22 protein-coding genes are annotated in these 25,804 nt (G+C 39.9%); 14 read left to right on the plus strand and 8 right to left on the minus strand.

Annotated elements, in window-relative coordinates; translation table 11 throughout:
* Positions 1-13: 13 nt before the first annotated feature.
* Complete coding sequence (locus HUN22_RS01255; protein WP_174726220.1) at positions 14-1,837, minus strand: acyl-CoA dehydrogenase C-terminal domain-containing protein; 1,824 nt, start codon at positions 1,835-1,837, stop codon at positions 14-16.
* A gap of 257 nt (positions 1,838-2,094) precedes the next feature.
* Between HUN22_RS01255 and HUN22_RS01260 the strand changes: the two genes are divergently transcribed.
* Positions 2,095-4,455 carry a hypothetical protein gene (locus tag HUN22_RS01260; protein WP_174726221.1) on the plus strand — a complete coding sequence of 787 codons (2,361 nt, stop codon included), beginning with the start codon at positions 2,095-2,097 and terminating at the stop codon, positions 4,453-4,455.
* Between the two features lie 47 nt (positions 4,456-4,502).
* Here the strand turns inward: HUN22_RS01260 and aroE are convergent, their stop codons facing one another.
* The 3 genes from aroE to ribA form a co-directional block, all read right to left on the minus strand.
* Positions 4,503-5,291, minus strand: coding sequence for a shikimate dehydrogenase (aroE, locus tag HUN22_RS01265; RefSeq protein WP_174726222.1), 789 nt, complete (start codon positions 5,289-5,291; stop codon positions 4,503-4,505).
* Between the two features lie 180 nt (positions 5,292-5,471).
* Complete coding sequence (hemF, locus tag HUN22_RS01270; protein WP_174726223.1) at positions 5,472-6,422, minus strand: oxygen-dependent coproporphyrinogen oxidase; 951 nt, start codon at positions 6,420-6,422, stop codon at positions 5,472-5,474.
* A 128-nt stretch (positions 6,423-6,550) separates the two neighbouring features.
* Positions 6,551-7,153 (minus strand): GTP cyclohydrolase II, encoded by a 603-nt coding sequence (ribA, locus tag HUN22_RS01275; RefSeq protein ID WP_002116908.1) that lies wholly within the window; start codon positions 7,151-7,153, stop codon positions 6,551-6,553.
* A gap of 303 nt (positions 7,154-7,456) precedes the next feature.
* On the opposite strand from ribA, the gene dxs reads away from it, so the two are divergent.
* From dxs to HUN22_RS01320, 9 genes are all read left to right on the plus strand, one after another.
* On the plus strand, positions 7,457-9,361 hold the full coding sequence (gene dxs, locus HUN22_RS01280) for a 1-deoxy-D-xylulose-5-phosphate synthase (RefSeq protein ID WP_174726224.1): 1,905 nt from the start codon (positions 7,457-7,459) through the stop codon (positions 9,359-9,361).
* Positions 9,362-9,481: 120 nt separating this feature from the next.
* Positions 9,482-10,312: an inositol monophosphatase family protein gene (locus tag HUN22_RS01285; protein WP_174726225.1), complete on the plus strand. Its 831-nt coding sequence runs from the start codon at positions 9,482-9,484 to the stop codon at positions 10,310-10,312.
* 409 nt (positions 10,313-10,721) lie between these two features.
* Complete coding sequence (locus tag HUN22_RS01290) at positions 10,722-12,587, plus strand: DEAD/DEAH box helicase (RefSeq protein ID WP_174726226.1); 1,866 nt, start codon at positions 10,722-10,724, stop codon at positions 12,585-12,587.
* A gap of 106 nt (positions 12,588-12,693) precedes the next feature.
* Positions 12,694-12,903 carry a hypothetical protein gene (locus HUN22_RS01295; RefSeq protein WP_174726227.1) on the plus strand — a complete coding sequence of 70 codons (210 nt, stop codon included), beginning with the start codon at positions 12,694-12,696 and terminating at the stop codon, positions 12,901-12,903.
* Between the two features lie 90 nt (positions 12,904-12,993).
* Positions 12,994-13,812 (plus strand): ABC transporter ATP-binding protein, encoded by an 819-nt coding sequence (locus HUN22_RS01300; RefSeq protein WP_087089509.1) that lies wholly within the window; start codon positions 12,994-12,996, stop codon positions 13,810-13,812.
* Positions 13,809-14,585, plus strand: coding sequence for a lipid asymmetry maintenance ABC transporter permease subunit MlaE (gene mlaE, locus HUN22_RS01305; RefSeq protein WP_174726228.1), 777 nt, complete (start codon positions 13,809-13,811; stop codon positions 14,583-14,585). The genes HUN22_RS01300 and mlaE overlap by 4 nt, the downstream gene beginning before the upstream one ends.
* On the plus strand, positions 14,585-15,268 hold the full coding sequence (gene mlaD, locus HUN22_RS01310) for an outer membrane lipid asymmetry maintenance protein MlaD (protein WP_174726229.1): 684 nt from the start codon (positions 14,585-14,587) through the stop codon (positions 15,266-15,268). The genes mlaE and mlaD overlap by 1 nt, the downstream gene beginning before the upstream one ends.
* A gap of 30 nt (positions 15,269-15,298) precedes the next feature.
* Positions 15,299-15,940, plus strand: coding sequence for an MlaC/ttg2D family ABC transporter substrate-binding protein (locus HUN22_RS01315; RefSeq protein ID WP_002116826.1), 642 nt, complete (start codon positions 15,299-15,301; stop codon positions 15,938-15,940).
* A gap of 11 nt (positions 15,941-15,951) precedes the next feature.
* Entirely contained in the window at positions 15,952-16,239 is a 288-nt protein-coding gene (locus HUN22_RS01320) for an STAS domain-containing protein (protein WP_031949442.1), read from the plus strand.
* 72 nt (positions 16,240-16,311) lie between these two features.
* On the opposite strand, the gene HUN22_RS01325 is transcribed toward HUN22_RS01320, so the two are convergent.
* Positions 16,312-17,325 (minus strand): magnesium and cobalt transport protein CorA, encoded by a 1,014-nt coding sequence (locus HUN22_RS01325; protein WP_174726230.1) that lies wholly within the window; start codon positions 17,323-17,325, stop codon positions 16,312-16,314.
* Positions 17,326-17,483: 158 nt separating this feature from the next.
* On the opposite strand from HUN22_RS01325, the gene HUN22_RS01330 reads away from it, so the two are divergent.
* A complete protein-coding gene (locus HUN22_RS01330; RefSeq protein ID WP_174726231.1) occupies positions 17,484-18,065 on the plus strand; it encodes a TIGR00730 family Rossman fold protein in 582 nt (193 codons plus the stop codon).
* A gap of 14 nt (positions 18,066-18,079) precedes the next feature.
* Positions 18,080-18,481 carry an NUDIX hydrolase gene (locus HUN22_RS01335; RefSeq protein WP_057105669.1) on the plus strand — a complete coding sequence of 134 codons (402 nt, stop codon included), beginning with the start codon at positions 18,080-18,082 and terminating at the stop codon, positions 18,479-18,481.
* A 1-nt stretch (position 18,482) separates the two neighbouring features.
* Here the strand turns inward: HUN22_RS01335 and HUN22_RS01340 are convergent, their stop codons facing one another.
* Together HUN22_RS01340 and recG are read right to left on the minus strand one after the other, a co-directional pair.
* Positions 18,483-19,112, minus strand: coding sequence for a ComF family protein (locus HUN22_RS01340; RefSeq protein WP_174726232.1), 630 nt, complete (start codon positions 19,110-19,112; stop codon positions 18,483-18,485).
* Complete coding sequence (recG, locus tag HUN22_RS01345) at positions 19,105-21,150, minus strand: ATP-dependent DNA helicase RecG (RefSeq protein WP_005078352.1); 2,046 nt, start codon at positions 21,148-21,150, stop codon at positions 19,105-19,107. The genes HUN22_RS01340 and recG overlap by 8 nt, the downstream gene beginning before the upstream one ends.
* Before the next feature lie 20 nt (positions 21,151-21,170).
* On the opposite strand from recG, the gene HUN22_RS01350 reads away from it, so the two are divergent.
* Positions 21,171-21,986: an SDR family NAD(P)-dependent oxidoreductase gene (locus tag HUN22_RS01350; RefSeq protein ID WP_174726233.1), complete on the plus strand. Its 816-nt coding sequence runs from the start codon at positions 21,171-21,173 to the stop codon at positions 21,984-21,986.
* 79 nt (positions 21,987-22,065) lie between these two features.
* Positions 22,066-23,049 (plus strand): putative solute-binding protein, encoded by a 984-nt coding sequence (locus tag HUN22_RS01355; protein ID WP_174726234.1) that lies wholly within the window; start codon positions 22,066-22,068, stop codon positions 23,047-23,049.
* Between the two features lie 46 nt (positions 23,050-23,095).
* Here HUN22_RS01355 and plsB read toward each other — a convergent pair whose 3' ends face one another.
* Complete coding sequence (gene plsB, locus HUN22_RS01360; RefSeq protein WP_174726235.1) at positions 23,096-25,669, minus strand: glycerol-3-phosphate 1-O-acyltransferase PlsB; 2,574 nt, start codon at positions 25,667-25,669, stop codon at positions 23,096-23,098.
* Between the last annotated feature and the right edge of the window lie 135 nt (positions 25,670-25,804).

The raw sequence follows: 25,804 nt of genomic DNA on the forward strand, positions 1-25,804 counted from the left end.
TACTTAAAAATCATTAGTAGTCGAAGCTAAAGTGTTCAACTGGTAATGATGTTAGTGTGCGAGATGTCGTCACCATTGATTCTGCATGACCTTGAGCACGTGGCAATAAACGGTCAAAGTAGAAATCAGCAACTTTGATTTTTGCTTTATAGAATTCAGCAGTTTCTTGGCCATTACCTGCTTCTAATTTTTCAGAAGCAACCACAGCTTGTTGAGCCCAGAAATAAGCCATCATGACGTAGCCTGAGAACATCAAGAAATCTACAGAAGCAGAAGATACGATGTCACGGTCTTTACGTGCAGCAAGCATAATACGGACGGTTAAAGTATTCCACTGAGCACAAAGCTTAGTTAAGTCCCAAGCGAAACGACGTAAATACTTATTACGGGCATGTGTAGCACAGAATTTTAAGATTTCAGCAGTGTATTCACGAACTACTTTACCTTTTGAACTTAACAACACTTTACGACCAATCAAGTCGAGTGCTTGAACACCAGTTGTTCCTTCATACAAGGTCGCAATACGGGCATCACGGGCGATTTGCTCCATACCCCATTCTTTAATGTAGCCATGGCCGCCGTAAACTTGCATACCGTGGTTAGCAGCTTCTAAACCAAGTTCAGTTAAGAAACCTTTCAAAATTGGTGTATAGAAACCAAGTTTATCATCGTAGTCTTCAAAAGCAGCTTGATCGCCACGTGTTAACGCATCTGTCATTTTGTCAGCGATTTGCGCAGCGTAGTAAATCATTGCACGACCGCCTTCAGCGATTGCTTTTTGAGTTAATAGCATACGACGTACGTCTGCATGGTGAATGATTGCATCAGCAACTTTGTCTGGATCTTTTTTACCAGAAAGCGCACGCATTGACATACGATCTTTGGCATATGGTAATGCGCCTTGGAAAGATAACTCAGCGTGTGCAATACCTTGAACCGCAGTACCAATACGTGCTGTGTTCATGAAGGTAAACATTGCATGTAAGCCTTTGTTTACTTCACCAATTAGATAACCTGTTGCATTATCAAAGTTGAGTACAGCTGTTGCAGACGCACGAATACCCATTTTGTGTTCGATTGAACCACAAGTTACCGTATTACGTTCACCAACACCGCCATCAGCTGTAGGCATGAATTTTGGTACGATGAATAATGAGATACCGCGAGTACCAGCAGGTGCATCTGGAAGGCGTGCAAGTACGATGTGAATAATATTTTCGGTTAAATCATGTTCACCAGCAGAAATGAAGATTTTCGTACCAGTGATTTTGTAACTACCATCTGCTTGAGGTTCAGCTTTAGTTTTTACCTGTCCTAAGTCTGTACCACATTGAGGTTCGGTTAAGCACATTGTGCCGCTCCACGTACCTTCAACAAGCTTAGGCATATATGTTTGTTTTTGCTCATCAGTACCGAATTGCAAAATAGTGTTCATACAACCAGAACTTAAACCAGGGTACATGGTAAATGACCAGTTTGCAGTACCCATCATCTCTGATTTAATCAGATTTAAAGACATTGGAAGGCCTTGACCACCAAATTCTTCTGGGTAAGAAAGACCTTGCCAACCGCCCATTACGAATTGGTCATAAGCTTCTTTAAAGCCTTTAGGAGTAGTTACTTCGCCGTTGTCAAAATGGCAACCTTCTTCATCACCAGATTGGTTAAGTGGCGACAATACGTTTTCACAATAATCTGCCGCACCTTCAAGAATCATATCAACTGTATCTGGATCTGCACTTTCACCATTTGATAAAGTTTTATAGTGAGCAGGGTAATCTAATACTTCATTCATTAAGAAGCGAATATCGTGTAGCGGGGCTTTATATGCTGGCATGGCTTTAATCCTAATTTTGAATCATTGTGGGATTATCTGAATCGATGATTTGATTATTCACTCGCATGATAAAAATACAATGTTAATCGCACCCGAAAGAAATGTCAGAAAAGCGAATTTTGTCGAAAATAAATACACCTGAAAGTACATTTTCTGCTACATTCAGGACTTATACTTTTATGTGAAAAAACAACTAATTTTCTTATTTTTAGCAAGTTTTGTTAAAAAGATAAAGCGATAAGGTTTTAAAAAAGGTTATGCATCTAAAATATCTCAGTTTATGTTTATTTAGTTTGGGTTTGACCGCATGTGCGCAGCATAGCCTACGTCCATCAGTGGCATCTGCTAATTTAGATCAAAAAGTCATTCAGGGTATGAATGCAATGTATGAATACCCAAGCTATGACTATCGTGGACATTTTAAAGTTAATGTTGATCCAAGTCAGTCAAAAAAAATAAATAATGTAGAAAAAACAGTGCAGCTAGATGCTGCAGTGCAAAAAAAAGTAGATCAATATTTACGTGAACAAAAAATTAATTTGAATAAAAAACAGAAGCAGGCGCTTTATGCCGCAATTGCAAATGAGCAAGCGGATTCGGGCATTTCTGGTGAATCACGTTCAGAAAAAGTAAATGCCGTATTAATTAATTTATTAAATGATCTTCAGTTTAGTTACGACGGTTCGGTTCATTATCGTCAAAAAATGGGGTCTTTAAATCTCACGGCAAGATATGAAAAACCGACGCTTTTGGTACAGGCAAAATTGCCAATGATGCTTGATTTGAAGGATTATAAATTTTACGTTAATTATTTCGGATTAATGCCTTATCTGGTTAATAAAGATAATCAAAATAACTTGGCGTATGTCGATTTTTCAAAATATAAAAATCTGTTTACGAATGTCGATATGAAGAAATTCGTTGAATATGCGAAAGCTTCTGGTGCAGTGTCATATCGTTTGGCTGAACCACAAAATTTACAACGTTTATCGGTTAGTGACGCTGAGCGTAAAGCTGGGATTGTAGAGAAAATTCGTTTAAAAGATACGGTTGAAGCGTTATTACTACAATCGGAGCTCTATGGGCAGGTAAATGAAAAATATTTGCAAAAAAATGTTTTAGGATTTGATGAAGAAAAGATTGCCGAATCTATAGCAACTGAATTAGCTGCTTCCGAAGCGAAGAAAAAAGCAGGGAGTGCTGAGGAGCAGAAATTTTCTTCTGAAGATGCGGCAGCTGTTAGTCAGCAACTTTATTCACTGATTAATGCTCATTTCGGCAATGCTTTAGATTCTGAATATGGTGATGAAAGCCAAGAAAGTGCAGCTCAAGATGTGGCAGCCGAAGAGGAAGCTTCCGATACGGCTCAAGCCGAAGATGTTGCTGTAGCAGATGCTGAACAAGTTGCACAGGATGAAGAAGTTGCACTGGATGAAGAAGTGGCTTCACTTACACAAGATCAGTGTGTTGAATTACAGTCTCAAAAAAGTCCAGTTGCCTTAGGCGATATTAATTACTGTCAAATTTACGGTATTGATGTGCTTGATCAGAGCGCTGTAAATACCGAAAAAACTCAGATTAAAGCTCGTCAAGCTGCGTTGAAACAAACTTTTGCTGCTTATGATCAAAACCGGTTTATTGATGATGAGGCATTCAAAGCTCTATGGATCAAGCATAAGGCAGAAATTGAACAAGCTTTACCAAAACAAAGAAATCCAGTTACGATTGATGTTGGACTGGATGAAAAAGGGCGTTTAGTCAACGCAGATTACGATATTGCATATACACCAGCTGAATTTAACCATCGCTTTAATATTAAAGCAGACATGCAAATTCTCAATTATGGTAAAGCGACCCCAATTAATCAGCAGCAACTTAAACAAGCTAAATCAGTTGCAGAGGCAAGCAAAGGTTCTTTATTTGAAAACTTCGTAAAAGGATTTAGTGAAAAACTTGGGCAGAGTGATGTTTCTGAGCATCCAGTTGGCGCACATAGCGATGTACAAGATTTAGATTCGAGTCTGGCGCTGTTGGCGAACCAAACTTATGATGCAACGCATGCTTATGAAAAAACGTATAAGGCTGTGTTTATTGCAAAATTGACTGCCGAAAAACCGTCATATATTAACTATTATTCAGTTCAACAGTTGCAAGAAATTGCCGAGGTTTACGCTTACTGGTTCTCTGAAGAGGAAACTTATAATCCTCAAGGTAAAGCTTTAGAACGTATTGAAGCATTGCAGAAAAAACATCACCTTGAACAAGAAGATCAATTTGATAATGACTTAGGTCGAGCTGTGGACCATATTGTGATCACAACAATACAAGGTGAAGCTGGACGTGAAGCATGGCAAAAACTACAGAAGCAATATAAGCAACCTGAGCAGCTTTTCTCAAAACAGTATCAATTAGAGTTTGAAAAACAAAATGGTACTTCTGATGAAGAAAAACACTTGTTGTCTGAAACGGCTGATATTTTAGGGAAAGTTTATGTCGCTGCTCGCAAACAGCAACTTACGGAAAAAACAATTCAGAATTTAAAACCTGAACATAATGAATTTATTGATTATGAGATTTTCCGAGATGTTTATAAGCAGATGGTTACAGCTAAAAAATAATAGCTGAGATAAAAAAAGAACCTACATATGTAGGTTCTTTTTTTGATTTATAGAAAATCTTTTAATTCTGGTTTTACGCCATTCCAGATATAGAAGGCTTCAATGGCTTGACCAACTAGCATGCCAAAACCTTCCGCATAAGGTACATTGCGCTGTTTGGCTTGATCAAGGAAGCTAGATGGCTTGCCATAAGCCATCTCATAGGCATATTTGAACTCTAAATTTTCTGGTAGTTGTAATGCATCACCAGACAAGCTTGCAGAAGTTGCATTAATTACAATATCAAATTTCCCTTCTAGCTCATTTAGAGAAATTGCTTGTAATTGGGCTTGCGGAACTGCTGCTTTTAAATCATCTACGAGTTGCTCTGCACGAGTAAGAGTTCGGTTTGCAATCACAATCTTTTTAGCGCCAGCCTGCACAAGCGGATAAATAACACCACGCGTTGCACCACCAGCCCCTAAAATTAAAATGGTTGTATTTTCTAGCTTCCAATCCAAAGCTTGAATGGCTGCAACTAAGCCTTGGCCATCTGTATTGTCACCATGCAATTTGCCATTTTCCATCCATAGTGTATTTACAGCTTTAGCAATTTGAGCACGTTCAGTCAGCACATCACACAAAGCAAATGCCTGTTCTTTAAACGGTACGGTAACGTTCATACCACTTCCACCATTTTTAAAGAAACTACGCATACTCGGTTCAAAACCATCAAGAGGCGCGAAACGTTTTTGATAGTCTAGGTCAACACCTGTTTTTTGAGCGAAAGCATGATGCAACTCAGGAGAGCGTGATTGTTCGATTGGGTTGCCAATTACTGCAAACTGTTTGGTCATTCTTATATCCAAAATTTTAAAATGGCATGAGGCAGATAAAGTCTGTACTGAATATTCAGCAGGCCTCACTATAAGCCAAATTTGAATAAGAAAAAATATTTGAATGAGGTTCGGAAAATTGAAAATAAAAAAGGAGATTCTCTAGGGTGGAAGCCAAAGAATCTCCAAAAAAGCAAAAAATTAAGCGACTTTTTCTTTTAGATTTAACCAGTCACGAGGTTTCAGGTAATAGTCAGTTAAACGTTTCTCTCGTGAGTCTTCATCCCATTCTGGACGATATGACCAAGCTGCAAGATTAGGCAGGCTGACTAAAATAGACTCAATACGTCCACCTGTTTGTAACCCAAACAATGTTCCGCGGTCATAGACTAAATTATATTCGACATAGCGACCACGACGGTAAAGCTGGAACTCTCGTTGAGCTTCGGTATAAGGCTTTTCACGATGTTTTTCAAAAATTGGCAGAATGGCATTTAAATAACCATTACCTACAGCTTGAATATATTTAAAGCAGGTTTCGAAATCCCAGCAATTTAAATCATCAAAGAATAAACCTCCAACGCCACGCTGTTCATCTCGATGTTTTAAATAGAAGTAATCATCACACCATTTTTTATGTTCAGCGTAGACATTGTCGCCAAAAGGCTGGCATAGATCATGTGCGGCTTGATGCCAATCGATAACATCCTGTTCATCTGGATAGAATGGCGTTAAGTCAAAACCACCACCAAACCACCAAATCGGATCTTGGCCTTCACGTTCTGCAACGAATAAACGTACATTAGCATGAGAAGTCGGAATATTCGGATTTTTGGGGTGAATGACTAATGACACACCAAGCGCTTGAGCTTTAGCACCAGCAATTTGAGGGTGTCTTTCTGTAGCAGAGGCGGGCAGTTTACTAATGTTGATGTGAGAAAACATCACACCACCTTTTTCAATCACGGTGCCATTTTGTAAAACTCGTGAACGACCGCCACCACCTTCTGGACGTTCCCAATCATCAATAATAAATTCACTCGTACCACCGCCAGCTTTTTCTTGTTGTTCTAAACCAACACAGATACGAGCTTGTAAATCGAGGAGAAATTCGCGGACACGTTGAATATCTGTTGAAGTCGGATGTTGCATAGTGACCCTCAAAGATGATTGAGATAGGAGATAGATACATCAAAACACAAAACCATAAAAAAAGTAAGGGATTTTTAAGAAATGTCTTAAAAATCCCTTCCAATTATTTTTAAATTTATAATTTTGTTTTAGAAATCATCTTTTTGATAAAGGTGATCCATGCGTTCACGTTTAGTTTTTAAATATTGTTCATTAAAAGGATTACGTCCAACCGTTAACGGAACACGACCAACCACATTAATACCTTGATCCTTGAGTGCCTGAATTTTCAAAGGATTGTTAGTAATTAACTTAACTTCTTTTACTTTTAAGTGATCGAGCATAATGCTACACATGTCATAACGGCGCGCATCAGCTGGCAAATTTAAAAGTAAATTTGCATCTACCGTGTCATGACCTTGATCTTGTAAGGCATACGCACGAATTTTATTCGTAAGCCCAATACCACGGCCTTCTTGGCGTAAATATAAAATAACGCCTTGACCTGCTTCGTTAATGAGCTTTTGAGTTGCCTGTAATTGAGGGCCGCAGTCACATTTTAATGACGCGAAAGCATCCCCTGTTAAGCATTCTGAGTGAACACGGACTAAAACAGGGCCTGTGGGTGGATTTTCTAACCCTTTAGAAAGTGCCACATGTTCTTCACCTGATACTGGATCTTGAAACACAGAAATATTGAATTCACCAAAAGCGGTCGGGAGTTTTGATGTTGCAATGAACTCTATAGGCACAGATTAACTCATCTTTTAACCGAAAACGGTTTAAAGTATAGCGTAATGCTGGGAGATTGGTCGAATTGTCATAATCATTTTGAGCACTAAGGTTTTCTTTTTTGTATAAAGAAGACGATAATAGTTGATAAATAGTCAGATTATTCAGGATAATCTGCCAACCATACCCATACTGTATGAGAGACTGCTTTGCATGACCTCGTTCGCAAATGTGGCTGATTGAAGGTGACTTCATTCGATTGTATGATCGACCCATTTTGACCCAGCTTAGGATTTGCCAGGCTTATAAAGGCTTTGCCACATATGTTGTATACCGAAATTCCAACTCAACGCCCTGTTACGCCATTGTTAGATGCAATTGATCATCCTCAACAATTACGTCAGCTCGAGCATAGCCAATTGGTTCAAGTGGCTGATGAGTTGCGTCAATATATTTTATATGCAGCAGGCCAGAGTGGTGGCCATTTCGGTGCTAACCTCGGCGTGGTTGAGCTGACGGTTGCGCTGCATTATTGCTTTAATACTCCAAATGACCGATTAGTTTGGGATGTAGGACATCAGGCGTATCCACATAAAGTCTTGACTGGTCGCCGTGAGCAAATGACAACAATCCGTGCTAAAAACGGTTTAGCAGCATTTCCAGCTAGAGAAGAATCAGTTTTTGATACTTTTGGTGTAGGGCATTCATCAACTGCAATTTCAGCAGGTTTAGGAATGTCTTTAGCACGTCGCTATCAAAACGACCCATGTGATGTGGTGTGTATTGTTGGTGATGGTGCAATGACAGCCGGTATGGCATTTGAAGCCATGAACGATGCTGTTGCACATGACGCTGATTTAATTGTTGTGCTTAATGACAATGACATGTCAATTTCTTGCAGTACCGGTGGTTTTGCTAAGCATTTAGCTGCAATTTGGGAAAAAGGCCATTTAGTTAATGTCGATGAACATGGCGAGGCGTATGTACAGCCACATCCGAAATGGACGTACAACTCTCGTTTACATCAATCGGCAACAGATGCGGCCGATAATTTATTTAAAGCGATTGGTTTCGATTACTTCGGTCCTTTTGATGGACATGACGTAAATCAACTCGTTCAAGTATTTAATGCATTGAAAAAACGTAAAGGTCCACGCTTAGTCCATGTCTATACCAAAAAAGGTAAAGGCTTTACTCCGGCAGAAGCTGACCCAATTACCTATCATGCAATTGGCAAAATTAATGCAACTTCAGCAGGTAAAACGCCACCCAAATATTCAGATGTATTTGGTCAATGGTTGTGTGACGAAGCTGCACAAGATGAACGTTTATTAGCGATTACTCCTGCCATGTGCGAAGGCTCGGGCATGGTTAAGTTTGCTAAAGAATTTCCAAAGCGCTTCTTTGATGTTGCAATCGCTGAACAGCATGCAGTAACACTAGCAGCGGGAATGGCATGTGAAGGGTTAAAACCTGTTGTTGCAATCTATTCAACATTCTTGCAGCGTGGTTACGACCAACTTATTCATGATGTTGCATTACAAAACCTTGATGTAACTTTCGGAATTGACCGCGCAGGCTTGGTTGGTGAAGATGGTCCAACTCATGCTGGTGCATATGATTATGCATACATGCGTACGGTCCCGAACATAGTGATCATGGCACCAAAAGATGAAAATGAATGCCGCCAAATGCTACATACTGCTTATGTCTATAATGGACCAGCGGCAGTACGTTACCCACGTGGTGCAGGGATAGGTGTTGAAATTCAGCAAGAGTTAACTGCTATTGAATTAGGTAAGGCAGAAATCGTTGCTGAAATTAAATCTAGTTGTGATGAGCAGATTACGATTTTGGCATTTGGTAGTCGCGTTATGGTTGCCATAGAAGCTGCTGAGCAGTTTGCACAAAAACATGATGTTGGTGTGCGTGTTGTAAATATGCGTTTTGTGAAACCACTTGATGAAAAAATTATTCGTGATTTGGCTGAACATACACAATTATTTGTAACTGTTGAAGAACACGCGATTATGGGTGGTGCAGGCAGTGCAGTAAATGAGTTCATGGCAAAAGAGCAAATTGTGAAACCTATCATTAATTTAGGTCTGCCAGATTTATTCTTGCAGCAAGCTTCACATGGTCAAATGCTACAAGATTGTGGGTTAGATGCTAAAGGTATTTTGAACTCAATTGAGCGAGCTTGGCTTAAGCTAAATCAGGTGGTTTAAGCCTTTATAAAATTTTTGAAACATTTTTTCCCCTAAAGCGCATTCATTTGCTAAAATGTATGCGCTTTTATGCATTATTCTTTGTCAAAATCTTCAAATTTGTATTGTAGTGGGTGTTCAATGGAACCTATGGTGGTTATGGCTGCGCGTGCGGCTCAAACAGTTGGTCAAGAGCTTTTAAAAGCGCATCAAAATCGTCATAAACTCGATTTGCAAGTTGAAGAGAAAGGCATTGATGGCCCGGTAACACGTGTAGATCGTTATTTGGAACAGTTGACGATTGATACATTACGTAAAAGTTATAAAAACCATAGCTTCTTAGGTGAAGAGTTCGGTTTGCAAGAAGGCAAAGGCCATGATGCAGACTGGTGCTGGGTAATCGACCCACTTGATGGCACGCAAAACTTTATTAATGGTTTCCCTCATTTCTGTATTTCTATTGCAGTTCAGCATAAAGGCGTTACTCAGCACGGCGTAATCTATGACCCAGTACGTGACGAATTATTCTCTGCAAGTCGCGGTCGCGGTGCGGTGATGAACCAACGCCGTATTCGTGTAAATGTAAAAGATAGTTTAGAAAATACATTCTTGGCAGTAGGCCATCCTTACCGCGCTAAACGTGCTGGTGAGATTGTATCTTATGCAGAACAACACTTTGCTTCATTATTGGCGGTTACTCAAGCTGGCGCACAAATTCGTCGTGGTGGTTCAGCTGCCCTAGATTTAGCATATGTTGCTGCTGGTCGTTTTGATGGCTTCTTTGAGCTTGGTTTAAAACCATGGGATATCGCTGCTGGTGAGCTTATTATTAAAGAAGCAGGCGGTGTAGTGGTTGACGCACGCGGTGGTAATGAGTCTCTTGAAAATGGTCAAGTGCTTGCAAGTTCACTTAAAATATTAAAACCTTTAATGCAAACTGTAGTTCCAGCTTGGGGTCAAGCTGCAAAATAATTTAATTATTTATAAATAAATAAAACCCTCTTTTATCAGAGGGTTTTATTTTTTAAGTGATTGGTAAATTTCAGTTAGTTCAATAAATATGAAGAAAGTTGATTAAAACATATGACTTTTAATTTCTTTCTGCTATAATCCGCCCACGCACTTAAATTTCCGTTCATTACCTGAACATTCTGTTCTATTCATTGTAAGCGCACGCTGTCCATAGAGAGGACCATTTCTTGCGCCCCGATCGCTCAGCGATTCTTCAGGTTCGGCCGTAATCAAGCGTGCGTTTAGTCCACATCGTCGTTACTCGGATTGCTGCTGAAAAAACGTTTCAGCTAACTTTGCTTTGCCGCTTTGTGCCGATGTCTATTTTGTATTTATTAAAAATGGAGCACCCACTAGGGTGAAACTCTCTATGAGCAAAACTTTTGCCGAATTTTCTTTGCATGAAACCTTACAACAAGCGCTTGAAGGTTTAGGTTTTACGACCCCGACTCCTGTGCAAGAACAATCTATTCCTGCAGCTTTAGAAGGAAAAGACCTTCTAGTATCTAGCCAGACTGGTTCTGGTAAAACTGCGGCATTCTTATTACCGACATTACATAATTTAGCTGGTCAAGAAACTTTTGTTCCGTTCAAAGAACGTATGAAAGCTGTGACCCAACCTAATATTTTAGTTTTATGCCCAACACGTGAATTGGCTCAACAAGTTAGCCAAGATGCGATTGCTTTTGTACGTCACATGAAAGGTGTTCGTATTGCTGCAATCATGGGTGGTATGCCTTTTGGTAAGCAAATCCAACAGCTTAAAGGCGCGCAAGTTATTGTTGCGACTCCTGGTCGTTTATTAGATTTAGTAAACCGTCGTCAATTAAAGTTAGATAAAGTTGAAGCTTTAATCGTTGACGAAGCTGACCGTATGTTAGACCTCGGCTTCTCTGAAGATTTAGAAGCGATCAGCGATTTAGCTGGTAACCGTCGTCAAACATTAATGTTCTCTGCAACTTTCGCTGACCGTATTATTCGTCTTGCTGAGCGCATGATGAATGAACCTGAGCGTATTGCAATTGAAACAGGTCACAGTACAAACACTGACATCACCCAAACTTTACACTGGACAGATGGTTTCGAGCATAAGAAGAAACTTCTGACTCACTGGTTGGCTGATGAAACTCTTGATCAAGCAGTTGTATTCGCAAGCACTCAAGAAGATACAGATATGTTGGCTGAAGAACTTGCAGAAGCAGGTCACTCAGTAGTTGCACTTCACGGTGCAATGCCACAAACAGTTCGTAACCGTCGTTTACGTAGTATTCGTGAAGGTCGTGCAAAAATCTTGGTAGCGACAGACGTTGCTGCACGTGGTCTTGATGTACCGACAATTTCTCACGTAATTAACTTCGGTTTACCAATGAAACACGAAGACTATGTACACCGTATTGGCCGTACTGGTCGTGCTGGTCGTACAGGTCAAGCAATTACTTTAGCGACTTATCGTGAACGCGGTAAAATCCGTGCGCTTGAAGACTATTTAGATGCACGTTTAAGTGTTTCTGAAATTGAAGGCTTAGAGCCATCTCCACCTCCTGCTCGTTCAGGTCGTGATGGCGGTGGTCGTGGTCGTGGCGGCAACGGTGGTCGTGATGGTCGTCGTGGTGGCGGTTTTGGCGGTGGTCGTCGTTTTGAAGGCGAAAGCAACTTCAAACGCCGTGAAGGTGGTCGTGATGACCGTCCACGTCGTAGCTTTGATGACAAACCACGTGGTGAACGCCCATTCGGTGGTGAAGATCGTCCACGTCGCGAGTTCAATTCAGATCGTCCACGTCGTGAAGGTGGTTTTGAAGATCGTCCACGTCGTGAGTTCAACTCAGATCGTCCGCGTCGCGAAGGTGGTTTCAACGATAAACCGCGTTTTGACTCAAATGATGACAACCGTGGTAACCGCGTAGATTACAAACCGCGTCGTGAAAATGGTTTTGGTGATCGTCCAAAACGTAGCTTTGGTGGTGAAGATCGTCCACGTCGTAGTTTTGATGACAAACCACGTGGTGAACGTCCATCATTTGGTGGCGAAGATCGTCCACGTCGTGAGTTCAACTCAGATCGTCCACGTCGCGAAGGTGGCTTTAATGATAAACCACGTCGTAGCTTTGATGATAAACCACGTGGTGAGCGTCCGGCGTTTGGTGGCGAAGATCGTCCAAAACGTAGCTTCGGTGGTGAAGATCGTCCACGTCGTAGTTTTGATGATAAACCGCCACGTCGTAAATTTGACCGCTAATTAATATTTAGTTTGAAAAAAGGCCAGTAAAGATACTGGCCTTTTTTATTTTTCAGTTTTGTTATAAACTAACAAAATGTGAATTAGTTCAATTTTTTGTTAAATAATGCGTAAAAGTAATCGAAAAGAAACCGTGGTGGCACAATTGAAGAACTTTTTGGCTCAACATGGTTTGCCTTATCTTTTTATTGCACTCGTTTTGTGTAATGGGGTTTACTTTGCCTACGCTTTTATAACCGGGAGTTCTATTGGGCAATTCCAAGCTTCTGAATTGACCTCTTTTTATGAGCATACTTCTTCCATTTCTACAAAATAAGTTAGATTCGCTTTTGTCAAAATAACAACAAGTTTGCCAATTTTCAGTGTTATAGTATGCGTGCATAAAAGTGCAGGAACGATTGCCATTATGAATAATAAAACTCCTCTCTCGGCTCAACCACTTATTGAAGTGAAAAATTTGAGTTTTAATCGAGGGGAACGCGTCATTTATGACAATATTAGTTTAAATATACGTCGAGGCCAGATTACGGCCATTATGGGACCTTCTGGTACAGGTAAAACAACATTATTACGCCTGATCGGTGGACAGTTAGTTCCTGATCAAGGTGAAGTTTTGCTCGACGGTAAAGATATTGCCAAAATGTCTCGTCAGGAACTTTTTTCGGCCCGTGCACGTATGGGAATGTTATTCCAGAGTGGTGCTTTATTTACGGATATGTCCGTCTATGAAAATGTAGCATTTCCAATTCGAGCACATACCAAACTTCCTGAAAATCTAATTGCTGAACTGGTTGCATTAAAACTTGAATCAGTAGGTTTGCGTGGTTCTGAACAATTAATGCCTACAGAACTCTCAGGTGGTATGAACCGTCGTGTTGCTTTAGCACGTGCAATCGCGCTTGATCCAGATTTAATCATGTACGATGAGCCTTTTGCTGGTCAGGATCCGATTGTAAAAGGTGTGTTGACACGTTTAATTCGTTCATTGCGAGAAGCGTTAGATTTAACAACAATTATTGTTTCGCATGATGTCGCAGAGACATTGTCGATTGCTGACTACATTTATGTGGTGGCAGAAGGAAAAATTCAGGGAGAGGGTACACCTGATGAGTTACAAAATTATGCTTCTCCATTTGTGCGCCAATTCTTAACAGGTTCGGCAGAAGGACCAGTTGAATACCAATTTAGTCATCAAGCCTATTTAAATAACGAGGTTCGTCCATGAATACGATTGCCTGGTTAGGTGGACTCGTTATTGAGCGGATTCGAGGGATTGGTGTTGCGGCACTAATGCTCTTACAAATTGTTTTTTCTTTTCCTTCATCTGGTGGCTTTGGACGATTTATTTACCAAATGCATCGGGTCGGGGTGATGTCTTTGTTAATTATTACAGTGTCGGGCCTATTTATTGGTTTGGTACTTGGTTTACAAGGATATTCAATTTTAGTGAACGTTGGCAGTGAATCAATGCTCGGCACCATGGTGTCTTTAACATTGCTGCGTGAATTGGCACCTGTAGTTGCTGCTTTGTTATTTGCTGGTCGAGCGGGTTCTGCATTAACAGCAGAAATTGGTTCAATGAAGCAAAGTGAACAACTTGCCAGCATGGAAATGATTGGTGTTGACCCATTAAAACAAATCGTATCACCACGTCTTTGGGCGGGAGTGGTTAGTTTACCGATGCTCACTGTCATTTTTGCTGCGATTGGTATTGTGGGTGGTAAAATGGTTGGTGTCGATTTTCTTGGCGTCGATGAAGGCTCATTCTGGAGCGGAATGCAAAACAACGTGCAATTTGGGCATGATGTCGTAAATGGCATTATCAAAAGTATTGTATTTGCCTTGTTATGCACATGGATTGCAGTATATCAAGGATATGCGTGTGATCCGACTCCAGAAGGAATCGCAACTGCAATGACGAGAACAGTTGTATATTCTTCATTATGTGTTTTAGGTTTTGATTTCGTGTTGACTGCGGTCATGTTCGGAGGGATTTAATGAAATCACGTAGTAGTGAGCTGGCCGTAGGTATCTTTGTTATTATCTTCGGTATTGCCTTGTTCTTTTTAGCCATGAAAGTTAGTGGCCTAGTTGGTACCAACTTAAATGATAGTTATACCATGAAGGCCCAGTTTGATAACGTCAATGGTTTAAAGCCTCGTGCTAAAGTAACGATGAGCGGTGTCACAATTGGTCGTGTTGATTCAATTACCCTTGATCCAGTTACGCGTTTGGCTACGGTAACCTTTGGTTTAGATGGAAAATTGACGAGTTTTAATGCTGAACAACTAAAAGAAGTTCAAAAAAATGCTTTAGATGAACTGCATTATAGTTCTGATTATACGCAGGCCTCTCCAGAGCAACAAAAAGCAATGGAACAGCAACTGACCAGTAACATGAACTCCATCACAAGTATTGATGAAGATGCTTATATAATGGTAGCAACGAATGGTTTGTTGGGTGAGAAATATTTGAAAGTCGTTCCAGGTGGTGGTTTAAACTATCTTAAACGTGGCGATACGATTTCAAATACCCAAGGAACTATGGATTTAGAAGATTTAATTAGTAAATTTATTACTGGTGGTGGTGCAAGCAAAGTCGCTGCTGGTTCAACCTCAACAGAAGCAGATGCTCCTGCAAGCGCTAATAGTGATAGTGCGCAAACATCATTTGTTGAGTAAATAAAAGATTATTTGAAGGAGTGGTTCCAGGTGAATACGTTGTTTAAACAAACCCTGACAGCAAGTCTTTTGTCTACTATGATTGCAGGTACAGCTTTTGCTGCACCTTCAGAAGCACCACCAGATTTTATTAAACGTGTTGCTGATGGTTTGATCGCTCGTTTAAAAGCAGATCATGCTAAGTTGCAGAACAATCCTGCTTTAGTAAAATCAATTGTACGTCAGAACTTAGACCCGTATGTTGATTCACAAGCGTTCACTCGTATTGTGATGGGTACTTATGCGACGAATCAGTATAGTACAGCTGCACAGCGCGCTCAGTTTGAAACGAACTTCCGTAATACATTAATTGAAAATTACGGTAGCGCATTTGCTAAATATACAAATCAAAGCTATACCATGCGTCCTTACAAGGCAACTGCGGGTAAAAATCCTGTAGTGACATTGGACTTTAATCACAATGGTGAAAAAATTCCTGTTTCTTTCCAGTTAGCTGACAAAGGTACTCAATGGAAAATCCGTAATATCAATGTTTCTGGTATTGATTTAGGATTACAGTTCCGTAATCAGTTTGCTGCAACAGTGAAACGCAATGGCGGTGATTTAAATAAAGCAATTGCAACTTTCCAACCTGATGCAGATGCAGCGGTTAATCAAAACAAAAAGAAATAAGTAGGTGACGAGTGGTTCAGTATCTCAACCAACAATTGGTTGTTTCGGGAAAAATTGATTTTGAAAATGCGGAACAACAGTATCAAGCAGGTTTGGCTATCATAAAGAAGCAGCAAAGCTTCCCCCTAGTGGTAGATTTAACTGAGCTTGAGCATGGTAGTACCTTGGCATTGGCTGTTTTAGTTCAATGGTTACGAGAGACCCCAAAAAATGCTGGTTTGCATTTTAAAAATGTACCCGAGAAAATGCTGAAGATCATTCAAGCTTGCCATTTGCAGGAAGATCTGCATTTGATCTGATGTTTAAGATATAAAAAAGCACCTAAATATAGGTGCTTTTTTATGCTCGGAATTAGCATTTTATTACAAAGCTTAAATCCATTTTTTCCAGCGGAAATAAATGATCGGTCCAATAAAGAAGCCCATAATAATGAGCAAAACAATAAAGAAACTGGTCGTACCATGTGCAAAAGGTAATACGTCTGTGTTCATTCCATAAATACTGGCAATGAGCATAGGTGGAGCTAACATACTTGGTAAAATCGAGAATCGACGAATCGTGTCATTCTGTTCGGTGTTAATGAATCCGGACGTCGTATCAAGTAAGAATCGTACTTTTTGGAATAAGAAGGCATCATGCTCTACCAGCGAGCGCACATCTTCACTCAGTTCTCGAATGTCTGCGTCATAAATATGACTGCCTAAAGCACGTGGGCGTGATAAGAAAGTAAGTACACGTCGTAAATCAATAAGACAAAGCTGTGCTTTTCCTAGCATGTCTTCTTGTTGAGCGAGGCGTGTAATCATGTCATCAAGATCTAGAATTTTTTCACGTTGGTGGTTATTAAGAACCTCTGTAGAATATTTTTCTAAATCTTTGTGGATATCTTCTAAGATATCCGCAAGCTCATCGAGTTTTGCTTCAAGAAGGCCTAATAAAATCCATGTAGGATCTTTATAGTCTATGTCATAGTCATTTCGACGAGCACGTGCACGAAAGGCGCGAAAGGCAACTAATTTTTCTCCGCGCATCGTGAATAGGCGATCTTTATGTAAAATGAAAGCGACCGTTTGCACCATTGCTAAAATGTGTGATGAGTCTTCTGCATCACCATCTACTTGGTAATTTTTATTTTTCGTTAAAAAATAAGTACTGATATGCAAAATACCGTCATCATCACGGTAAAATCGTGCAGAAGATGAAATGTCTTCAAGCGACTTGAGTGTTGGTAAATTCTGGTCATAGGCATCTAAGACCCATTGTTGCTCTTCTTGTGAGGGTGCAATAAGATCAAGCCAGACTAATTCGGGATGTAGATCAAATCCACCATTGATGGTGGCATCTTCCAGACTTCCGCGTTCTGTGGCATAAAAGGCTTCAAGCATGTGTCTTTTTTCCTCACGCAGTCTGATGGAAATGGATGGGTGTATTTTAGACAAGGATTTGCCGAAAAACACTTGCCAATACGCTATTTTGCAAAAAAAAACTCTATCGATAGTTTAGTTTGTCAGCATGACAGTTCAATAAAACGGTTTTTTACACTATGAAATCAATTTGTATTTTCTGTGGTTCATCTCTTGGTTCAAACCCAATTTTCCAAAAAATTGCCCAAGCTACAGGCGAGGCGATTGCAAAACAAGGGAAAACCTTGGTTTATGGTGGTGGTCGTTCAGGCCTAATGGGTGTGGTTGCTGATAGCGCCTTACAAGCGGGTGGACAAGTCATGGGCGTGATCCCTCGTGCTTTAGTTGATCGTGAGTTAGCTCATCCGGGCCTAACCAGATTATATGTGGTCGAAAATATGCATGAGCGCAAAACCAAGATGGCGGATCTTTCAGATGGCTTTATTGCTTTGCCGGGCGGTGCAGGTACTTTGGAAGAAATCTTTGAACAATGGACGTGGGCGCAATTAGGGATTCATCAAAAGCCATGTGCTTTCTTAAATGTAGCGGGCTTTTATGAAGATTTACTTAAAATGATTCAAGGGACGGTGGATAATGGATTCAGCCAAGCACGGTTCGTTGATAAATTGATCGCCTCAGACAACATTGAAGATATTCTTCAACAATTTGAGCAATATCAGGCTCCTGCTCCAAAATGGACAAATGCAGATGTTCAACCATAAACGAGGTTAAATAGGTGAAAACAATTACGGTCGCTGCCGCAGTGATCTTAAATGAGCAAAATCAGTTATTGCTAGTACGAAAGCGTAATACACAAGCTTTTATGCAAGTGGGTGGCAAGCTGGAACCTAATGAGGCGCCAGAGATCACCATGCAAAGAGAAATTTTAGAAGAAGTGGGTAGCTCTTGTGTGATTGAGCAATTCATTGGTCATTTTGAAACAGCAGCTGCCAATGAACCAGATCATATTTTGGTGAGTCATTTATATCTAGTTCAGCTTGATCAGGCTCCTAAAATTGCGGCCGAAATTGCAGAAATGAAGTGGATAGATTTAAATGATTCAGAAACTCAACTTGCCCCATTGACCCGAGAAATCGTCATTCCTTGGTGTGAAGAGTATTTATCTACAGTGCAATAGTTTAACTCTTCGGCGTTGCTGCTAGGCACGCCGTATGAATGGATGTACAGCCTAATTCTTTAAGGGCTTGACTGAGCGCATGAACAGAGCTTCCCGTAGTTATCACGTCATCAATAATGAGAACACGGCGATAACGTCGTTTCTCTTTATGATGAGGTACAAATTGTTGTTCTATATTTTCAAAACGTTCTAGTCGAGAAAGACCTTTTTGAGAATGTTCGTTTAAACGTTGAATTGGTTGCCAAACAGGTATTTTTAAGTGTTTGCTTAAAATATTAGCAAGTAATAATGACTGATTGAAACCACGTTCAATTAAACGTTGATTGGAAATAGGCATGGGTACAATAGCCTGTACTTTAGGAAATTTTAATTGTTTTAAAATTTCCCCTAATAAGATTTGATAATGTAATTTTTGTTCATATTTAAACTGCTGAATAATCCGGTTAACTGGATAAGCATAGTCACAGGCCACAAGAACAGATTGATTATTACGTTGAATCGTTTGTTTAAGCCAAGGTAGCTGTTCCCAACAGTCTTTACAGAGCGAGTATTTTTCTCGCATGCCTAACTCGCACAATGAGCAAGGTGAAAATAACTGAATAAGATGTTGGAAGTTTAAAAAACTAAACATAGGCGTAGCGAGGTGCCTCAGGAAGCCAGCGCTTTAATAGAGCATCTGCCTGTTCTGGATAATCTTTTAATACTTGCTGGGCTACATAGTGAGCTTGACTCAGTAAATGATCATCTCGCTCTAACCGAGCAACTCTAAATCCCATATCCCCAGTTTGTTTAGTCCCTAGTAATTCACCCGGTCCGCGTAACTCAAGATCTTTTTCTGCAATCACAAAGCCATCATTACTTTCTCTTAAAATAGAAAGTCTCTCTTGCCCATTTTGTGAAAGAGGTGTTTTGTATAAAAGTACGCAAAAGCTGGCTTGAGCCCCTCGACCTACACGACCACGTAATTGGTGTAGCTGAGATAGGCCTAAGCGTTCAGCATTTTCAATCACCATAATGGAGGAGTTGGGAACATCGACTCCAACTTCAATCACTGTCGTTGCGATAAGAAGCTGTAATTCATTATTTTTAAATGCTTGCATGACGGCTTGCTTTTCGTCAGCTTTCATTTTGCCATGCACCAAGCCAATATTGAGCTCAGGGAAGCGTTCTTTCATTTCCTGATAGGTGGCTTCTGCTGCTTGAGCATCTAAAGTCTCAGACTGCTCAACTAATGTACATACCCAATACGCCTGTTTCCCATCTCTGCAATTTGAAGCAATACGTTGGAGTACTTCCTCTCTACGATCAAGCGGTATTGTAACCGTTTGAATGGGAGTGCGGCCCGGAGGTAACTCATCAATTATTGATGTGTCCAAATCGCCATATGCACTCATGGCTAGAGTTCTTGGAATAGGTGTGGCTGTCATCACGAGTTGATGTGGGGTGAACTGCTCAGCACCCTTATTGCGTAAAGCTAAACGTTGATCTACACCAAAGCGATGTTGTTCATCAATAATCACGAGTCCTAATTTAGCGAAACCAACATTGTCTTGAAATAAGGCATGAGTCCCCACAATAAGTTCTGCATGACCTTCTTTAATTTGTTGTTCTGCTTGGGCGCGAGCTTTCCCTTTTTGTTTTCCAGATAACCATGCTACGGTAATGCCTAAAGGTTCAAACCAACGTTTGAAATTTAAATAGTGTTGTTCTGCAAGAATCTCAGTCGGGGCCATTAATGCAACTTGCCAATCTGCTTCTAAAGCATGGCAAGCGGCCACAGCAGCAACTAAAGTTTTTCCAGCACCAACGTCACCTTGTACTAGGCGTAGCATAGGTTGGTGTTGTTTTAAGTCATTTAAAATTTCTTTAGATACACGTTTTTGTGCATTGGTCATTTGAAAAGGTAAAGCTTCCAATAACTTTTTAGCTAATACTTTACTGCTTGAAAATGCAGGTGATGCAATTTGGCGAATATAAGCACGGCGATTAAGTAAACTAATTTGATGTGCAACCAGTTCTTCAAAAATAAGCCGTTGCTGTGCAGGGTGCGAACCTTGAGCCAATTGGAGCATATTGGCATCCACAGGAGGTTCATGAATGTAATACAAAGCCTCTTTAAGCGCGTAGCCATTGGTATATTGCTTTGGGAGCAGCTCTGGTAAAGCATCACTATGATGCTTTAAAGCTTGTTTAACGTATTCGCGCAGTTTAGGTTGAGTGAGCCCATCCGTACTTGGATAAATTGCTGTAAGCTGAGTTTTTGGTAGAGGTGTATGTTCATGAATGAGCTGAATTTCAGGATGATACATCTCAAGGCCGCGAGCACCTACACGAACTTCACCAAAAATGCGTAAGCGATGACCGGGTTTTATTTTATCAGTCAGGTTTTTATAAATATGATAAAAGCGTAAGGTGACTTTACCGAATTCATCTTGAACCAAGGCTGCCATAGATTTTCTTTTTCCCGGAGGGAAATCAATCGATTTGACCTCACCTTCGAGTAAGTAGCTCCGCCCAACCACAAGTTGATTCATTGGAATAATCGTACTTCGGTCTTCATAATCACGTGGCAGATGAAACAGTAAATCATCTGTGGTAAAAATATTTAGTTTTTCGAGCAGGGCTGCTGAAGCCGATCCAACGCCTTGTAACTGATGGACTGAAGTCATGTCCCCTCAACGAGTTTTCTATGCATATATTATTTATCGGTTATGGTAAAACATCTCAGCGTGTTGCTAAACAACTATTTGAGAAAGAACATCAAATTACCACAATCAGCCGTAGTGTAAAAACGGATAGTTACGCAACACATCTTGTTCAAGATATTTTTTCGCTCGATTTAAGTAATATTGAACCTGTAGATGTTGTATATATTCTACTTTCTCCAAACGAAAGTACGGTTGAGGGCTACCAACATACTTATGTTGATAGTATTGAACCGATTCGAGAAGCATTAAAAATACATCCAATGAAAAAAATAATTATTGTCTCGTCTACGCGAGTATATGGTGAAAATGCAGGGGAGATCATTGATGATTTTAGTGAAATTCATCCAAGTGATGAACAAGGCCATATCTTGCGTAATATGGAGCTACTCTGGCAAAAACATTATCCAACTCAGTCTGTAATTGTGCGCCCAACTGGGATTTATGGAACTTCCATTGCCCGTTTAAAGAAAATGGCTGAAAATAATCGAAGCTATCCAAATATACATTATAGCAATCGAATACATATTGATGATTTAGCAAGATTTTTGGCTTTTATCGCTGACTATGAAAATCATCAAGCGAGCTATATTGTGACTAATAATCGACCATTACCTTTACATGAAGTTATAGTGTGGTTTCAAAAACAATTGGGATTACCAGAGTTAACGTTAGAATCAAACCAAATTTCAGGTAAAAGAATTTATGCGAAACATCTGTCTGAAATGGATTTTCAATTAGAGCACCCAATTTGCTTTAATGACTATTTATTATGTTTAAATGTTCATAGCACTAAATAAAATTTTGATTAAACTTTAAATAAGAATAGAAATACCTGATGAGGCAGTCAAATTGCCGATAAAGATAAAAAGGTTGAAAGTGAAAAAAATTTGTTTAGCTCTTATTTTGAGCGTAACAGCTGTTGCGAGTTGGGCCGAGGATCAGGTGTGGTGTGCCTATGATCCTATTGGGTCCCAAGGGGATATTACTCGTCGTTTAAATGACATTCGGCTATATGCCCAGCAATATCAAGTCAAATTTAAAGTAGTTACCTACCAAAAAGAACAACAGGCCATACAAGCTTTTGATGATGGTAAATGTTCAGGTCTAGCTGCATCCAATTTTAACACTTATCGTTATAACCAGTTTATGGGAAGTACAGCGGGTATAGGGCTTATTCCTAATAATCGTACGGCCAAGAGCTTCTTGCAGCTTTTAAATCATCCCACAATTGAAAAAAGGTTAGTTTCTAAGAATTATGAAGCTGTAGGGATGATTCCCATTGGAACGGCTTACATGGTTCTAAAAGACAAGAAAATATCTAGAGTTGCTCAACTAAGAAATCAACGTATTGGGGTGCTACCTAACAATCCACCACAACAAGCGTTGGTACGAAGTGTGGGCGCTCAGCCAGTTTATGTGGATTTATCTAACGCGATTGTGCAATTTAAGCAAAATAAAATCGATATTATTCCTGTACCAGTGTATGGATTGTTGCCATATAACCTACAAAAAGAATTTGGACCAGATACTCAAGTCATCAATTTTCCTTTGGCATATTTCGGGGTCAATTTAATTATTAAACCACAAGCTTATCCTGCTAATTTTGGCCGAAAAATTCGAGGATGGTTTGTTCAAAATAGCCAATTGCTGGCTAACCGTGCGACACAATGGGAAAATCATTTACCTGCTTATTATTGGGTGGATGTCTCTTTTTATGAGAAGCAAAGTTATGACGTAATGGTTGCTAAAATTCGTAATCAGTATGTTCTTTCAGGCTATTATGATGCTTATTTTGTTCAGCTTATGAAGCGTCTGCGGTGTATGGATGATCCACGTTATTTTGAATGCCCAATTCGCTAATAAAATAAAAGGCAACCGAAGTTGCCTTTTATTTTGACTGAAGAGTTTAAGCTTTTTTACGTTTTAAACGGCGTTTAGCTTGTTGAGATGCCATTGCTTCAAGAGCATCTTTTAATTCTTCGTCGGTAAAGGTTGTGATGTGCTGCAACATTTGTAAGGTTACTTCATCCAGTACCAACTGTGCGCCAGCAGCCATTTGACGGAAATTATCATCAAACTCAATTTGGCCTTGATCGTTAGTACGAATGTAATTTTGCTGTGTAAGTACTTTTAAGAAGCTTTGGAATAAAGCTTTGTCGAAGAACTCTGGTGAATTAAATTCATAGAGAACTGACAAACGTTGTCCTAATAAATGACTTAATTCTTCAACTTGTTTAGCAGAAATATTACCCGAACCACGTTGAGTGATGAGCGCAAGTGTCATGTAGTAACGCTCAAGACTCTGCTTAACTGGCGTAGCTAAAACAACAAGCTGATTATGCTCCTCAGTATTTGGTGCTGAGCTAATCAAATTACCTTCATCATCTTGTTGAATAAGGTTTGATTGAACAAGTGCATTTGCATATTGTTCAACTTGTGCTTTAAGTTCGCTACTCTTCCATTTTAGGAATAACTCAGCTTTCAAGAATGGGTAGAGTGTATAGATGACATTAGCTAAATCTGAACGACTGATTTTACCATTATGTTCAACAAGTGATGCCACTAGTGAAGGTAAAACAAAGGCGTGCAAGATGTTATTACGGAAGTAAGTCAGAAGAACAGCTTGATTATCTTCAATCGCAATAATATCGCCCAGTGCATGCTGAACGCGTTTAATGAGTTTAAGTTTTAAACCATACGCAATAATTTCTTTACCAGAAAGAGGCGTTACTTCCATACGTTGATCATATGGGAAGTTTGATGCCAAGTTGCGGTAAGCTTCAAGCTGCTTAATACAAATTTCTTCATCAAGCGTATGCTTTGGTGTTGCAAGCAAAATAATAGAAAGTAAAGAGACAGGGTTAATCACCACAGCTCGGTTAATATTTTCTAAAATTGCATGTGCAGAGCTATTTACTGCATCTGAAACAGCTTGAGGAATTGGATCGTCATTTTTCTCGATATAGACATTTTCTGCATTATGTTGCTTAAGCAGATCATCAAGGAAAACGGGTTCACCAAAGTTTACGTGGACTTTACCAAAAATGCGTTCAATTTTCCGTAAGGTTTTCACAATACCAAAAATAGATTCGGCCTCTTTTGGCTTACCTTGCATTTCGCCTACGTAAGTTGAGCCTTCCATGAGTCGTTCATAACCAATATAAGTTGGTAAGAAAACGATCGGTTTAGCACGGCCACGTAAATGGCTGTGAACCGTCATGGCAAGCATACCGGTTTTAGGCGGTAATAGACGTCCTGTACGTGAGCGTCCACCTTCAATAAAGTATTCAAGTGGTGTGTTACGTGACAAGATGCTATATAAGTATTCTTTAAATACAGTGGTATATAGACCATTTCCACGGAAAGAGCGGCGAATAAAGAATGCACCGCCTCCACGTAAAAGCTGCCCAACAAATGGTAAGTTTAAGTTGTCACCCGCAGCAATATACGGAACCATCAAGCCACGCTTATAGATGACATAAGACAATAATAAATAGTCAATGTGACTGCGATGGCACGGTGTATAGACAACTTCATAATCTTTCGCTAGTTCACGAACGGTACTAAAGTTATGTACTTCTACGCCGTCATAAAGCTGGGTCCATAAGCGTGTTAAGGCAAGGTCGGCAAAGCGTACTGCTGAGTGTGAATAATCCGATACGATTTCATTCACATAACCAATCGCACGGCGTTCAGCTTCAAGCATGCTCACTTTTCCGCGAATACTTTCACGGCGGATTGCTTCTTGTACATCACGAGATTTTACGACTGACTGCATGACATTACGGCGATCCGACAAATCGGGGCCTAACACCACTTCACGCTGACGGTCTAAATAATCATTTAACGTACTTACAATATAGGTTGCTGGTGAAAGGTTCGGATAATGCTGCTGTGCATATTCAACCAATTCACGAAGCGATTGCGGCTCATGAAATTCTAAATAAGACTGACGGCCATGCAAACCAATATTAACCAGTTGTTTTACTGTGCTAGGTGTTGCCCACGTGTCTGAAAATAATAACTTAAACCAAGAATCTTCTTTATCTGGCGAACGGCCCCATAAAACGGTAACCGGAACAAGCTCTATATCAAGTTCAGGATTTTCTTGTAAAACTTCAATAAGTTTTAATAAACGTGGTGGAAAAGCATGAGGAGGGGGATTCAGTAAATTATTTTCATCATTGTGCTGTAAAAATAAAACTGATGCTTTTTCCTGATGAGTGCCAACAACTAATGGGTCTAACGCAGGTTTTAAATTTAAACGGCGCGTTTCTCCATCAACCACTAAAGCATTGCTTCGAGAATGGTTTTGTAAGACATAGCACACCACTTTTTGGCGATCAGTCTTTGCTTCTGTTTCTGTTGTTTCTGATACTGGTTCAGTAGGAACTTCCCCAAGAACATGTGGTGTTACCACGAGGTCAAGTAGTTTACTCGAAAGCCGACGATACATTTGACCAAACCCACTCTTGGACATAAGAACTCCTACTTCTTAAAGACAAATCCCAGCACCAAATGCGGAGGGTAATTATTTTGAGGCATTTATTGAAAAAAACAATATGCTAATAGCTTATAAATTATAATGCTTTTGGCATATTTTATCGTTAAAAAT

The sequence above is a fragment of the Acinetobacter lactucae genome (genome assembly GCF_013344765.1).
In the GTDB taxonomy this organism is placed as follows: Bacteria; Pseudomonadota; Gammaproteobacteria; order Pseudomonadales; family Moraxellaceae; genus Acinetobacter; species Acinetobacter lactucae_A.